The 13739-nt window shown below is 54.3% G+C and carries 12 protein-coding genes; 3 read left to right on the forward strand and 9 right to left on the reverse strand.

Annotated features, from left to right (window positions below; genetic code table 11):
- Positions 1-29 precede the first annotated feature (29 nt).
- From amtB to decR, 5 genes are all read right to left on the reverse strand, one after another.
- Positions 30-1316, reverse strand: a complete 1287-nt coding sequence (amtB, locus tag GFC06_RS22075; RefSeq protein ID WP_008783954.1) for an ammonium transporter AmtB — start codon at positions 1314-1316, stop codon at positions 30-32.
- Positions 1317-1347: 31 nt separating this feature from the next.
- Complete coding sequence (glnK, locus tag GFC06_RS22080; protein ID WP_003021657.1) at positions 1348-1686, reverse strand: P-II family nitrogen regulator; 339 nt, start codon at positions 1684-1686, stop codon at positions 1348-1350.
- Positions 1687-1942: 256 nt separating this feature from the next.
- Entirely contained in the window at positions 1943-3721 is a 1779-nt protein-coding gene (locus GFC06_RS22085) for a SmdB family multidrug efflux ABC transporter permease/ATP-binding protein (RefSeq protein ID WP_016152061.1), read from the reverse strand.
- Positions 3714-5486, reverse strand: a complete 1773-nt coding sequence (locus GFC06_RS22090; RefSeq protein WP_080858958.1) for a SmdA family multidrug ABC transporter permease/ATP-binding protein — start codon at positions 5484-5486, stop codon at positions 3714-3716. The genes GFC06_RS22085 and GFC06_RS22090 overlap by 8 nt, the downstream gene beginning before the upstream one ends.
- 44 nt (positions 5487-5530) lie before the next feature.
- Positions 5531-5989 (reverse strand): DNA-binding transcriptional regulator DecR, encoded by a 459-nt coding sequence (gene decR / locus GFC06_RS22095; protein WP_016152059.1) that lies wholly within the window; start codon positions 5987-5989, stop codon positions 5531-5533.
- 116 nt (positions 5990-6105) lie between these two features.
- Here decR and GFC06_RS22100 point away from each other — a divergent pair, with 116 nt between their 5' ends.
- Positions 6106-7161 carry a PLP-dependent cysteine synthase family protein gene (locus GFC06_RS22100; protein ID WP_094168793.1) on the forward strand — a complete coding sequence of 352 codons (1056 nt, stop codon included), beginning with the start codon at positions 6106-6108 and terminating at the stop codon, positions 7159-7161.
- Positions 7162-7211: 50 nt separating this feature from the next.
- Here the strand turns inward: GFC06_RS22100 and cof are convergent, their stop codons facing one another.
- Positions 7212-8030: an HMP-PP phosphatase gene (gene cof / locus GFC06_RS22105; protein ID WP_153690664.1), complete on the reverse strand. Its 819-nt coding sequence runs from the start codon at positions 8028-8030 to the stop codon at positions 7212-7214.
- 217 nt (positions 8031-8247) lie between these two features.
- Between cof and GFC06_RS22110 the strand changes: the two genes are divergently transcribed.
- Together GFC06_RS22110 and queC are read left to right on the forward strand one after the other, a co-directional pair.
- On the forward strand, positions 8248-9948 hold the full coding sequence (locus tag GFC06_RS22110) for an SgrR family transcriptional regulator (RefSeq protein ID WP_153690665.1): 1701 nt from the start codon (positions 8248-8250) through the stop codon (positions 9946-9948).
- A 64-nt stretch (positions 9949-10012) separates the two neighbouring features.
- A complete protein-coding gene (queC, locus tag GFC06_RS22115; protein WP_003021638.1) occupies positions 10013-10708 on the forward strand; it encodes a 7-cyano-7-deazaguanine synthase QueC in 696 nt (231 codons plus the stop codon).
- A gap of 107 nt (positions 10709-10815) precedes the next feature.
- Here the strand turns inward: queC and fadM are convergent, their stop codons facing one another.
- From fadM to ppiD, 3 genes are all read right to left on the reverse strand, one after another.
- Entirely contained in the window at positions 10816-11214 is a 399-nt protein-coding gene (gene fadM / locus GFC06_RS22120) for a long-chain acyl-CoA thioesterase FadM (RefSeq protein WP_016152055.1), read from the reverse strand.
- Positions 11215-11319: 105 nt separating this feature from the next.
- Positions 11320-11694, reverse strand: coding sequence for a helix-hairpin-helix domain-containing protein (locus GFC06_RS22125; RefSeq protein ID WP_047357699.1), 375 nt, complete (start codon positions 11692-11694; stop codon positions 11320-11322).
- Positions 11695-11840: 146 nt separating this feature from the next.
- Positions 11841-13715, reverse strand: coding sequence for a peptidylprolyl isomerase (gene ppiD / locus GFC06_RS22130; RefSeq protein WP_016152053.1), 1875 nt, complete (start codon positions 13713-13715; stop codon positions 11841-11843).
- Between the last annotated feature and the right edge of the window lie 24 nt (positions 13716-13739).

A 13739-nucleotide genomic window follows, 5' to 3' on the forward strand; every position in this document is an offset into this window, starting at 1 on the left:
AAAAGCGTTGCCATCCGGCAAATTGAGAATCAGGCGTTGTAAGCGTTCTCGCCGTGACTGTTTACATCCAGACCTTCGCGCTCCTGCTCTTCCGGTACGCGCAAACCCACCGTCATATCCGCCAGCTTATAGCCAATGAAAGCCACCACGCCGGACCAGACGATGGTGATAGCCACGCTTTCCAGTTGCACCAGCAGCTGATGCCCCATGGTCACGCCCTCGGCAAAGCCCACGCCTCCCAAAGAGCTGGCAGCGAAAACTCCGGTCAGGATACAGCCGACAATGCCGCACACGCCGTGAACGCCAAACACGTCACACGGATCGTCCACACGCAGAAAACGCTTCAGCATGGTCACGCCCCACAGGCCTGCCAGACCCGCAACGACACCGATAATCAGCGCGCCGCCGACACCGATATAGCCACATGCAGGTGTTACGCCCACCAGACCCGCAATGGCACCAGAGCAGGCGCCCAGCAGAGACGGTTTACCACGCAGCGCCCATTCACCGAAGATCCATCCGAGGATGGCTGCAGCGGTGGCGACCACGGTATTGACGAAGGCCAGTGCGGCGATTTCATTTGCCGTACCCGCTGAACCAGCGTTAAAGCCAAACCAACCAATGTAGAGAATAGCGGTACCGGTGAAGACCATCGGCAGGTTATGCGGTTTAAAAGCTTCTTTGCCAAAACCGACACGTTTGCCAATCAGATACGCGCCTACCAGACCGGCAATCGCCGCGTTGATGTGTACAACCGTTCCACCAGCAAAATCCAGCGCGCCGTGGGAAGCCAGCAAGCCGCCGCCCCAGACCATATGGGCAATGGGGATGTACGACAGCGTTAACCATACCACCACAAAAATCAGCACCGCGGAGAAGCGAATACGTTCAGCCAGCGCACCGACGATTAGCCCAACGGTGATGCAGGCGAACGAGCCCTGAAAAGCAACGTGAATGTACTGGTAGAAGCTCCCCGTTACCGCCGTCAGCGCAATATTCTTCAGCAATACCCAGTTGAAGTTGCCGAAGAAATTATTACCTTCGCCGAAGGCCAGTGAGTAGCCATAAACCACCCATAAAATACAAACCAGAGCAAATGTCACCGTAACCTGAGTCAGCATCGACAGCACGTTCTTACCGCGAATCAAACCGCCGTAGAACAGCGCAATGCCAGGGATGGTCATAAACAGCACCAGCGCGGTACAGATCATCATAAAAGCGTTATCCGCTTTATCCGCAACCGCCGGTGCCGCCATCGCCAGTCCCGGCAGCAGCGCCAGTGAAGCAATACCTGTTTTCATCGTTGCTATCTTCATTTTTTGGTTTCCTATCACTGTGTGCCAGACGTTACAGTGCGGCTTCGTCGGCTTCGCCGGTACGAATACGAATCACACGTTGCAGCTCGGCGACGAAGATTTTGCCGTCGCCAATTTTTCCGGTGTATGCCGCCTTACTGATGACATCAATCACGCCATCCAGTTGGTCGTCGGCAATCGCCACATCAATCTTCACCTTCGGCAGAAAATTGACGCTATATTCAGCCCCACGGTACAGCTCAGCATGACCTTTCTGTCGGCCAAACCCCTTCACTTCGGTGACGGTCAGCCCCTGAATACCAATAGACGACAATGCTTCACGGACGTCTTCCAGTTTGAACGGTTTGATTACCACGGTAACCAGCTTCATAGATCCCCTCCAGTCAGAATTCAGTAGTGGCTGCAGATACACGAGAGGAATATTGCAAGGGATGTGCCAGGAATGAAAAAGGCGGGATGATTCAGGTTCTCAGGGTACTTCCGGGAGAGGAAAAGAAAAAACGCACTATAACGGTGCATAGTGCGTTACATTTTTGCACCAGATTGTTGATTGCCGGATGGCAGCGTAAACGCCTTACCCGGCCTACGAGACCGTGCTGGCCCCAGACCGGATAAGCGCCGCGCCATCAGGCGATAACAGAATCGTCTTGCGTGCTGGCGGCTAACTCTTCACCCGCCAACTGTAGCTGATACATCTGCCAGTAACGGCCTTGCGCCGCCAGTAATTGCTGGTGCGTACCACGCTCCACCGCCTGACCGCGATGCAGCACCAGAATGGTGTCCGCATCGACAATCGTCGATAACCGATGCGCAATCACCACCAGCGTGGTGTGTTCACGTACCGCCGCCAGAGCTTGCTGAATGGCCTGTTCAGTACCGGAGTCAATACTGGCCGTGGCTTCGTCGAGGATCAACACCTGTGGCGTTTCAACCAACACCCGCGCCAACGCCAGCAGCTGTTTTTGACCAACGGAGAGATTATTGCCCTGCTCGCCCAGACGGGTATGAATCCCCTCGCTCAGACCTCGCGCCAGTTCAGCCAGTTGCACGGTCTCCAGCGCCTGCCATACCCGCTCTTCTGAGATATCGCGGCCCAGCGTAACGTTCGCCAGGAAGGTATCTGCCATCACCACCGGATCCTGCTGCACCATGGCGATGCCCTGACGTAACGCACCGTGGCTCAGTGAAGACAGCGGCCGTCCATCAAGGCGGATTTCCCCCTGCGTCAGCGGGTAGTAACCCATCAACAGGCTGGCGAGCGTGCTTTTACCACTGCCGGTGTGTCCGACCAAAGCCACAAAGCTGCGCGAAGGCACGGACAAACTGATATTTTGCAGCACCAGATTGTCGTCGCGATAGGCAAATGAAACGTTATCCACCTCAATGTCCCCGCTCTTTAGCGGCCGCTCATCTTCACCATAGCGCTGACGTGGCCCATCCATCAGTTCGAACACTCGCTCACCGGCGACAACCGCCTGCTGCAACATTGATTGCTGAGTGGTCAACTCGATCAGCGGTTCGTTCAAACGGCCGAGGTAGCTGATAAACGCGTACAGCACGCCAACCTCGATCGAGCTGCCAGAGGTAAAACTGAACAGCATCAGCAATCCGCAGAGGATCAGCGCCGAGAAAAGGCTAAGCAGCGGGCGCAACAAAAAACCATCCAGTCGCAGGGTCTGCATACGCGCCATATAGTGCGAGCGGCTTGCTTCGCCCATTCTCTCGCCAAATCGCGCCTGCTGGCGGAACTGCTGGATAACACTCATGCCGTTGATGACTTCGTTAAAGCCATCGTTAATATCCGCCAGATAAGCGCGAACCCGGCGCACAATCGGGGTGCTGTAGCGTTGATAAATCACCATCACCACCAGCACGGCCGGGAAAATGGCCATCGCCACTAGCGCCATACGCCACTCAAGGCTGAACATCGCTACCAGCATGGCGCCAATTAATGCCGCGCTGCGCAGGACCGTTGCTACCACCGTCACGTACAGGTCGCGAATAACTTCAGTGTCGTTGGTCACGCGGGAGATTAGCTGCCCGACAGGTTGAGTATCAAAGGCGCTGAGCGGCTGGCGCAGCGCAGCGTCCATTACGTCGGTGCGCAACTGTTGTACTACGCCAACTGCCGCCTGGTTAAACAGCAATGACTGCGCGTAATGCAGGCCAGCCGCCAGCAGTTGTAGACCGATATATGCCGCAACCAGCCCGGCGACCATCGCCAGCGGCAGATTATTCTTCGCCACCATGTTATCGATAAAATAGCTAATCAGCAGCGGACCGCTGACTTCCGCCGCAGCCGCCACCCAGAGCATGACTACCGCAATAGCCAGCTGTTTTCGCCATGGAGAGCCATACGCCAGCAATCTTTTCAGGGTCGGCCATAATTGCCCAAAACTACGCATTAGCCGCCTCCTCGTTTATCTCTGGTGCATCAGTCAGCGCCGCTTCCAGTTGCTGATAGCGGTACATATCGCGATACCAGCCAGGCTGCTGCACTAACGCATCATGCTCGCCGCGCTGGGCAATATGCCCATGCTGCATCACGATAATCTCACTGGCTTCCGTCAGGGCCGATAAACGGTGGGCGCTAATAATGACGGTTCTGCCTTCGCCCCACTGGCGCAGGTTATGCAGGATCTGATGCTCGGTACGACCATCTACCGCCGACAGCGCATCATCCAGAATCAAGATTTCAGCGTTCAGGAGTAGCGCTCGAGCGATAGAAATACGCTGTTTTTGCCCACCAGACAGCATCACCCCACGTTCGCCAACTTCGGTGTCGTAGCCCTGCGGAAGACGTAAAATATCCTCATGAACGCTGGCAAGGCGTGCCACATACTCGATCTCTTCCTGCGTGGCCTGAGGGCGTCCTAACGCGATGTTATTGCCAACGGTATCCGAAAACAGGAATGGCGTCTGGCTGACAACTGCCAGCCGGCTGCGCCAGCTATCCAGTTGTAATCGCGTTAAGGGGATATCATGAAAGCGCACATCGCCGTGGGTGATATCAAAATGACGCTGAATCAGCGACAGCACCGTACTTTTCCCCGCGCCGGTAGGCCCACAGATGCCCAGCATCTGCCCAGGTTTAAGCTGGAAGTTCACATTTTCCAGCGCCGGGTGTGTCGTTTGCGGGTAGCAAAATTCGCGAATCGCCACCGCCAGCTCCCCACGCCCTTCCGGTACCGGTTCAGTGCCGTCATCCACCACCGGCGCTTCAGACAGCATGGCGCGAATACGGCTGTACGCCGCGCTGCCACGTTCGACGATGTTAAACATCCATGCCAGCGCCAGCATCGGCCAAATCATCAAACCGAGATACATCATAAAGCTGGTGAGCTGGCCGAGCGTCAGCGAGCCGTGCACCACCATCCAGCTTCCCCCAGCAATCGCCAGTAGGTTAGCCATGCCAATGGCGATATAAATCGTGGGATCAAAACGGGCGTCAATGCGCGCCACGCGCAGGTTTTTCTTACCGGTATCTTCGGCATCGGCGGCAAATAATGCCGATTGCCGATCCTCCAGACCGAAGGCCTTGATCATGCGAATACTGGTCAGGCTTTCCTGAGTACGGTCGTTGAGACTGGAAAACGCCGCCTGCGCCAGCTTAAAGCGGTTATGCAGTCGATCGCCGTAACGTTTGATCATCAACGCCATCACCGGCATCGGCAGCAGCGCAATTAACGTCAACTGCCAGCTTATCTGCGTTGACATCACGATCAGCACCGCACATCCCATTACCAGCGAATCTACCAGCGTCAGCACGCCTTCTCCGGCGGCAAATACGACCCGATCGACATCGTTGGTCGCACGCGCCATCAGATCGCCCGTGCGGTGACGCAGATAAAATTCTGGATGCTGGCGACTCAACTGACGGTAATAATCTTCCCGCAGCTCAACCGCCAGTTGGTAGGATGCGCCAAACAGCAGCACGCGCCAGACATAGCGCAGCAAATAAACCACCACTGCAATCAGGGCAATTGTTCCCACCCACATCAGCAGCCACTCGGTGGTGAAGCGTTGAGTCGTCACGCCATCCACAATGATCCCGACCACTTTCGGCGGAATAAGCTGAAGGATAGCGATGATGATAAGCAGGGCCACCGCCCCGAGGTAGCGACGCCACTCCCGGCGGAAGTACCAGCTTAATTGAGCAAATAATCGCACGCGTTATGTCCTGACAAGATTTCCGGCAATAAGCGCCGGGAGAGTTATTCAATAGGGAGAGCAGTTGTGTATTTAATCTGTTCCATCGCAAAGCTGGAGGTGACGTCAGACAGGCCCGGTACGCTGTTCACCAGGCGCTTATAAAATTCATCGTAGCTTTTCATATCGGCGACCTGCACTCGCATCAGGTAATCATACTCCCCTGCCATACGCCAGAACCCCAGAACCTCCGGCATACCGGTGACTTCGGTGACAAAGCGGCAATACCATTCACTGCTGTGATGCTGAGTCTTAATCAGCACAAACGCGGTCAGCCCCAGTCCCAGTTTTTCTGGATCCAACAGGGCGACTCTACCCAGCAGGATACCGTCATCCTCAAGCCGTTTGAGGCGTTTCCAGCAGGGGGTGGTAGTCAGATTAACGGCATCTGCTAACGCCTGCAAAGAAAGGGTGCAGTCCTGTTGCAGTAAGCTAAGCAGCTTACGGTCAATTTTGTCTAACATATCCACTCCACAGAGAAGAATTTTCTCCTTACATTCTATTTTAAAGGCTAAATGGCAACAATTTTTTCCGTGCTTTTCGCTATTCTTGGCACAAAATGACAAATGGATATCTATTAATGATGAATAGCTCCTGGGTTAAAAACGCCATCAATGAAATCAACGCGGATTATCAGCGTTCTGCGGATACGCATCTCATTCGTCTGTCGCTACCGGCGTTCCCGGGCATTCAGATCTATTTAAAAGATGAGAGCACGCATCCCACCGGGAGCCTGAAGCATCGTCTGGCGCGTTCACTGTTTCTGTACGGATTGTGCAATGGCTGGATTAAAGAAGGCACCACCATCATTGAATCATCGTCCGGTTCAACGGCGGTCTCCGAAGCTTATTTCGCCCGATTGTTAGGGCTGCCGTTTATTGCCGTCATGCCTTCCTGTACAGCGAAGCGTAAAATTGAACAGATTGAGTTTTACGGTGGTCGCTGTCATTTCGTGGAAAGCGCCTGTGAAATCTATGCGGCCTCTGAACAGCTGGCGCGTGAGCTGAACGGTCATTACATGGACCAGTTCACTTATGCTGAGCGCGCTACCGACTGGCGTGGCAATAACAATATTGCTGACAGCATCTTCCGTCAGATGCAGTGCGAGCCCAACCCCGTCCCCCGCCATATTGTGATGAGCGCCGGAACCGGCGGCACCTCTGCAACCATTGGCCGCTATATTCGTTGTCAGGGCTACGACACCCGCCTGATGGTGGTGGATCCGGAAAACTCAGTCTTTCTGCCCTTCTGGCAGGATCGCGATGCAACGTTACGCAGCCCGGTAGGAAGCAAAATCGAAGGCATCGGCCGCCCACGTGTCGAACCCTCCTTCATTCCTGACGTAGTCGATGAAATGCTGCGCGTACCGGATGCCGCAAGCGTGGCCACCGCACACTGGCTGGAAACGCAGTTGGGCCGCAAAGTCGGCGCTTCAACCGGCACCAACATGTGGGGAACGCTGCAACTTGCCGCCCGTATGCGCGATGCCGGAGAAAGCGGTTCACTGGTCACGCTGCTGTGCGACAGCGGCGAACGCTATCTTGAAACCTACTACAACCCGCAGTGGATCGACACGCACATCGGTGATTTAACGCCGTGGAAAGCGGAACTCACCCGGCTTCTGAACACCCATTAATGGGATAAAAAAAAGCCAGACGCGAAGTCTGGCTTGCTGGAAGGGATCTCTCATTCGGGGGAATAAGGTAGATGCGGATTGTCCAGCCAATGCGTCAAAAAGTGTGACACCGCCTGATTGCGGCAATGCCCAATCACCGACAAATGCGGCAGTTCAGCAATCAGTTGTGGCATCGCGTTGCCCATAATCAGGCCGCGCCCAACGCTGCCTAACATTTCGCGATCGTTCATGGCATCGCCAAATGCCATACATTCGGCCATTGAATAACCTAAGTGGTCGCTTAGTACCGCCAGCGCCGATCCTTTGTTACAGCCCACCGGCAGCACCTCAAGGCAATCAACCGCGGAAAAACAGAGATTTGCCTGCTCACCCAGCGCCTCATTCAGTTGAATGCGTAATTGGATCAGGGAGTCATGATCCCCACAGAAACAGACTTTCGTTACCTGATGAGCCGGGATACGTTTCACATCGACGATCTGGTAGCGAAATCCGCTATACACATGCGCCTGTAGCAGCGATGGGATCTCTTGTCCGGTGAACCAACCACTGTCATTAAAGACATGCATGCTGGCTGTAGTATCCCACTTCTGATGTAACACAATATCCGCCACAGTTGGATCCAGATCCTGACGGTGCAATACATCGCCCTCAACAGAGTGAATGCGCGTGCCGTTACCCGTGATCAAAAAGGCGTCCAGTGAGATAGAACCCAAAATATGGCGCATCTCAAGCACATGGCGGCCGGTGGCAAATGTCAGGGTGATCTCGCGTTCACGCAGGCGCGCCAGCGTTGAAAGCGTTTCGTCACCTAAATGGTGATTCGGCATCAAAAGGGTGCCATCCATATCAAATGCAGCCAGACGAGCCATTTCTTTCTCCACACTGTGACGCGGTTAACTTGTGATTCAGTATCACCTGAGATATACGGAAGTAATAGTGAATAGATAAAATGAATTGTTCCGGGTTTATTACACAAAATCATTCAAGTTGCATCCAGGCGGCAAGTGAATGAACGTCCAGGAGCATGCAGTGACTGGGGTGAATTAACGCCGCCAACAAAGAGGCAGCTTGAAGGATGACGTGTATATGAGATTGTTGAATCGCCTGAATCAGTACCAACGCCTGTGGCAGCCGTCGGCGGGAGAACCGCAGTCGGTGACCGTCGGGGAGCTGGCAGAACGCTGTTTTTGCAGCGAGCGCCACGTGCGTACCCTGCTGAAGCAAGCGCAGGATGCTGGCTGGCTGGAGTGGCACGCCCAGTCGGGGCGTGGGAAACGCGGGCAGCTACGCTTTTTGGTGACGCCAGATTCGCTACGCAGCATTATGATGGAGCAAGCGCTGCAAAAGGGGGAGCAACTTAGCGTACTGGAGCTGGCTCAGCTGGCGCCGGGAGAATTAAGAACACTGCTCCAGCCGTTTATGGGCGGGCAGTGGCAAAATGACACGCCAACGCTGCGTATCCCCTATTACCGCCAGCTCGACCCTTTGCACCCTGGATTCCTCCCCGGTCGCGCAGAGCAACACCTCGCCGGACAAATATTCTCGGGCCTGACCCGGTTCGACAGTGTTACGCAACGCCCCTGCGGAGATTTAGCCCACCACTGGAATATCTCCGCCGACGGCCAGCGCTGGGATTTCTATATTCGCTCCACCCTGTACTGGCATAACGGCGATGCGGTCAGCAGCACACAGCTACATCAACAGTTGCTGAAGCTGTTAGAGCTACCCGCGTTAAATAAGCTGTTTATCAGCGTAAAGCGCATTGAGGTGACGCATCCCCAGTGCCTAACCTTTATTTTGCATCGCCCAGACTTCTGGCTGGCGCATCGTCTGGCAAGCTACAGCAGTCACCTGGCACATCCCGAACTCCCGTTTGTTGGTACCGGTCCGTTCCGGTTGACGCTGTTTACCCCTGACCTGGTGCGCATCGAGAGTCACGATCACTACCACCTGAGTCATCCGCTACTAAAAGCCATTGAATACTGGATAACCCCGCAGCTTTTCTCCCAGGATTTGGGCACCAGCTGTCGCCATCCGGTTCAAATTGCAATTGGTAAACCCGAAGAGCTTCCCATGCTAAGCCAGGTAAGCAGCGGGATCAGCCTCGGTTTCTGCTATCTCACGCTCAGAAAAAGCGCGCGGCTGAATACGCAGCAGGCCCGTCGCCTGGTCAATATTATCCACCGATCTTCCCTGCTACAAACGCTTGACGTGGATGAAAACCTGATCACGCCAAGCAATGCGCTGCTGCCGGGATGGACGATCCCCCAATGGGATGAACGGGATGACGTGCCGCTACCGGAAAAACTTACGCTGGCCTATCACCTGCCGGTAGAGTTGCACGCCATGGCTGAACAGCTTCGCCAGGCGCTGGCGCTACTCGACTGTGAATTAACGCTTATTTTTCATAATGCTAAAAACTGGGATGGCGACCATCCTTTAGCCCAGGCCGACCTGATGATGGGCGACAGGCTGATTGGCGAAGCGCCTGAATATACCCTCGAACAGTGGCTGCGCTGCGATCAGCTCTGGTCACATGTATTGAGTTCACCGGCATATACTCATCTGCAAACCACCCTGGATGCCCTGCAAATTCAGGCCGATGAGGACGATCGTCATGCGGCTTTACAACACGTTTTCGCCTCGCTGATGCATGACGCGACCCTGACACCGCTGTTCAATTATCACTATCGTATTAGCGCTCCGCCGGGCGTGAACGGCGTACGCCTGAATCCTCGCGGCTGGTTTGAATTTACCGAAGCCTGGCTACCGCCCCCGTCGGCGTGAAGAAGCTGGTCGGCGACACGTCCAGGCGCTACCATAAGGGTTTCGTTATTTGTCAGGAAAAACCATGAAACGTGCCGTTGTTGTATTCAGTGGGGGTCAGGACTCCACAACCTGTCTGGCGCAAGCGCTGCATCAGTATGATGAAGTGCACTGCGTGACCTTTGATTATGGTCAGCGCCATCGCGCTGAGATTGATGTCGCACGTGACCTGGCCTTAAAACTTGGCGCGCGTGCGCACAAGGTACTTGATGTAACGCTGCTCAGCGAACTGGCCGTCAGCAGCCTGACCCGCGATAACATTCCGGTACCCGATTACGAACCGGATGCGAACGGCATTCCCAATACCTTTGTGCCAGGACGCAATATTCTGTTTTTAACGCTGGCGGCGATTTACGCGTATCAGGTGCAGGCGGAGGCGGTCATTACCGGCGTTTGTGAAACGGATTTCTCTGGATATCCGGACTGCCGCGATGAGTTTGTCAAAGCCCTGAACCATGCCGTAAGCCTGGGAATGGCGAAAGATATCCGCTTTGAAACCCCGCTGATGTGGATCGATAAAGCCGAAACCTGGGCACTGGCCGATTACTGGGGCAAGCTGGACCTGGTACGCGAAGAAACGCTGACCTGCTATAACGGCATCAAAGGTGACGGTTGCGGTCACTGCGCGGCCTGTAATCTGCGCGCCAACGGCCTGAACCATTATCTGGCAGATAAACCGGCAGTGATGGCGGCAATGAAGCAGAAAACAGGACTAAAGTGATCGTTTTGCCGGATGGCGGTGCACGCACCTTATCCGGCTTTCGACATTCACCGTGGTCAATATCGCCCGTAAGCCTGATAAGCGAAGCGCCGTCAGGCTTTCTTCCATCACTTCACCATCTGCTCCAGTTTTTCGCGCAACTCCCCTTCCAGCGGTAGCGCCTTTTGCGTTTTCAAATCAATACAGACGAAGGTAATCAACGCGTCTGCCACCACCTGTCCTTCCGGCTCCAGGGTGATAGTCTGGTTCAACACACCGCTTTTGCCATTTAGCTGTTGCACCTGACTGGTAATGGTCAGCAGGTCGCTCAGCACCGCAGGGCGGCGGTAGTTAATGTTAATATTCACGACCACAAAAGCGATGTTGTGTGCGGTCATCCACTGAAAGCTGTCGCTGTTTTCCAGGCCATCCCAGCGGGCTTCTTCCAGAAACTCAAGATAGCGAGCATTGTTAACGTGCTGATAGACATCAAGATGAAAACCACGAACTTTGATTTGTGTTTGCATAGCGCAGGAGCCTTACGTTGTTTTTATAGGAACACACTTCAGGGTAAGAGGTCATAACTGGTATGACCTCTACAGTCTGGCAAACTTTCAGCACTCTGCAAGTTATTAAAGTGTTAAAACTGCCAGATTGCGCTCTACCAGCGAACTCCCCATGCCCGGCACCTGCTTTAAGTCCTCCACCGTTTTAAACGGCCCGTACTCCTCACGATAGCTGACAATCGCCTGTGCTTTCTTCAGACCTACGCCATTCATGACTCGCGCTAAATCCTCCGCAGAAGCGCTGTTGATGCTTACCCTGGTGCCTTCATCATCGCTCGCTTTAGCCGGTTGCGTGGCTTTGCTTTGTGCTACCCCCGTAGCATCCACTTTGGCTTGAGTCGCCTGGCTTTTGGCGACTGGCTCTGCAGCCAGTGCGCTTTGAGCCATACCGGCGCAGGTCAATGAAAGGGTAATAAGCAGGGCTTTGATTCCATGTTTCATACTGTTTTCTCCTTGTTTGTTAACAGTGGAATCACGATAGCGAGGTGCAGAACGGCAGACAAACGGCAAATATCAGAAATGGAAAAGGCCGCGAAAGCGGCCTTTGGTTGATACAACTTTTTGCAATTTTTTGCGAGTAGCCTCGGTTATTGCTGCTGTTCCAGCGCGTCACCGACTTTAATTTTTGCGGCTTTACGCAGGTTGCTCATCAGCGCTTCAAAGACAATCTGCGCATTGTTCTGGGTAATCCCCTGAACCATCGCTTTCTTCTGCTCTTCAGGCATAGAACCGGCTTTCACCTCGTCCAGCGCCAGAAGTACAACGTTACCCTGCATGTCGTTCGCCACGCCGTAGCTCGGTTTGTCTTTCGCCGGCAGGCTCAGGCCAAAGGCCGCCTGACTCAGCGGATCCTGACCCGTACGGCTCAGCGTTTTCGCTTCGCCAAAGCTCAGACCCGCCGCTTTCATGGCTTCATCGCCCTTACCAGCTTTCAGATCCGCCAGCAGTTTATCGGCATCAAGCTTCGCCTGCTGCTCTGCTTTATTGTGCTTAACAAGCGCAGTTACCTGATCTTTCACTTCAGCCAGTGGTTTAACGGCTTCAGCTTTGTGCTCTGCAATTCGCAATACAAACGCGCGATCGCCATCCACGGTGATGATGTCGGAGTTACTGCCAGGCGTACCGTTCTCACCAACCAAACCACCATTGAAAATGATGTCAGCGACCGGTTTGAAGTTCAGCTCTTCCGGCAGACTGTCACGGCTAAACCAGCCCGTTTCAACCGCTTTCATACCCGCCGCCTGCTCCGCACCCGCCAGGGATTCGTTATCGTTGCTGGCGGCATCGCTCACTTTCTGCTGCAGCGCATAGTAGGCATCCAGCGCTTTTTCCTGCTTCACTTTCGCCGCAATGTCGTCGCGGGCTTCGCTCAGCGGTTTAACCTGCGCAGGCTGCACGTCGTCAAGACGCGCAACGAGGAAACCAACGGAAGACTTAATCACACCTGACAGCTGGCCTTTCTCTTTCAGACCGGCATTCTTCAGCTCATCCGGGGTGGTGGAATCTTCCAGCCATCCCATGTCGCCGCCTTTACGGGCAGAGATGATGTCAGCAGATTTTTCTTTTGCCAGCGCAGCGAAATCACCGCCTTTGTTCAGCTCGTCCAGTACCGCTTTGGCTTCATCTTCCGTTTTGGTCTGAATGATGCTGTAGCGGTTACGCTGCGGCTGAGTGAACTGATCCTGATGCTGGTCATAATAAGCCTGAATATCCGCATCGCTGGCCGTCTCCTGCATAGCAGCAGCATCCAGCTTGATGTAGCTCACGCGGAACTGTTCCGGCGTCATAAAGTTGTTTTTATTCTGCTCGTAGTAGCTGGCAACTTCCTGCTCGGTAACAGACTGCTTCGCGGCCAGTGCGTTAACGTCAATTGTCGCCTCGCGAACGATACGCTGCTGTGCGACCAGCGCCGCCAGCTCGTCCGTTTCGCCTTTCAGCATGAAGTCCGTACCGGCAACGCCGTTAATCAGTTGCTGGGTAGTAAGCTGATTACGTAATGCCTGAGCGTACTGGTCTGCGGTCATTCCCATCTGATTAACAATCGCGTTGTAGCGATTGTTATCAAATTTACCGTCCACCTGGAACGCAGGCGTGGCGAAAATAGCCTGTTTAACCTGATCGTCGCTGATGTTGAGATTAAGCTCGCGGGAGTACTGATCCAGCAGCGCTTCGTCAATAAGACGATTCAGCACCTGCTGACGCAGCGTTTTCATGTAGCCTTCGTTCGCAGCCAGCTCGGAGTATTGATCGCCCAGCTGTTGCTGCATGCGGTTACGTTCGCTATTGAACGCATTCTCGAACTGCCCGCGGCTAATCTCCTGGCCATTCACTTTGGCGGCGAAGTTATTGCCCCCGCCAATCAGGTAACCACTCACGCCGGTCAAAATGAACGACACGATAATGATACCGAAAATAATCTTGAGCACGAGACTGTTAGCAGCCGTGCGTAAGCTGTCCATCATGGTGTAACCACACTCCGCTGTAGA

The sequence above is a fragment of the Citrobacter braakii genome, assembly GCF_009648935.1.
Classification (GTDB): Bacteria; Pseudomonadota; Gammaproteobacteria; order Enterobacterales; family Enterobacteriaceae; genus Citrobacter; species Citrobacter braakii.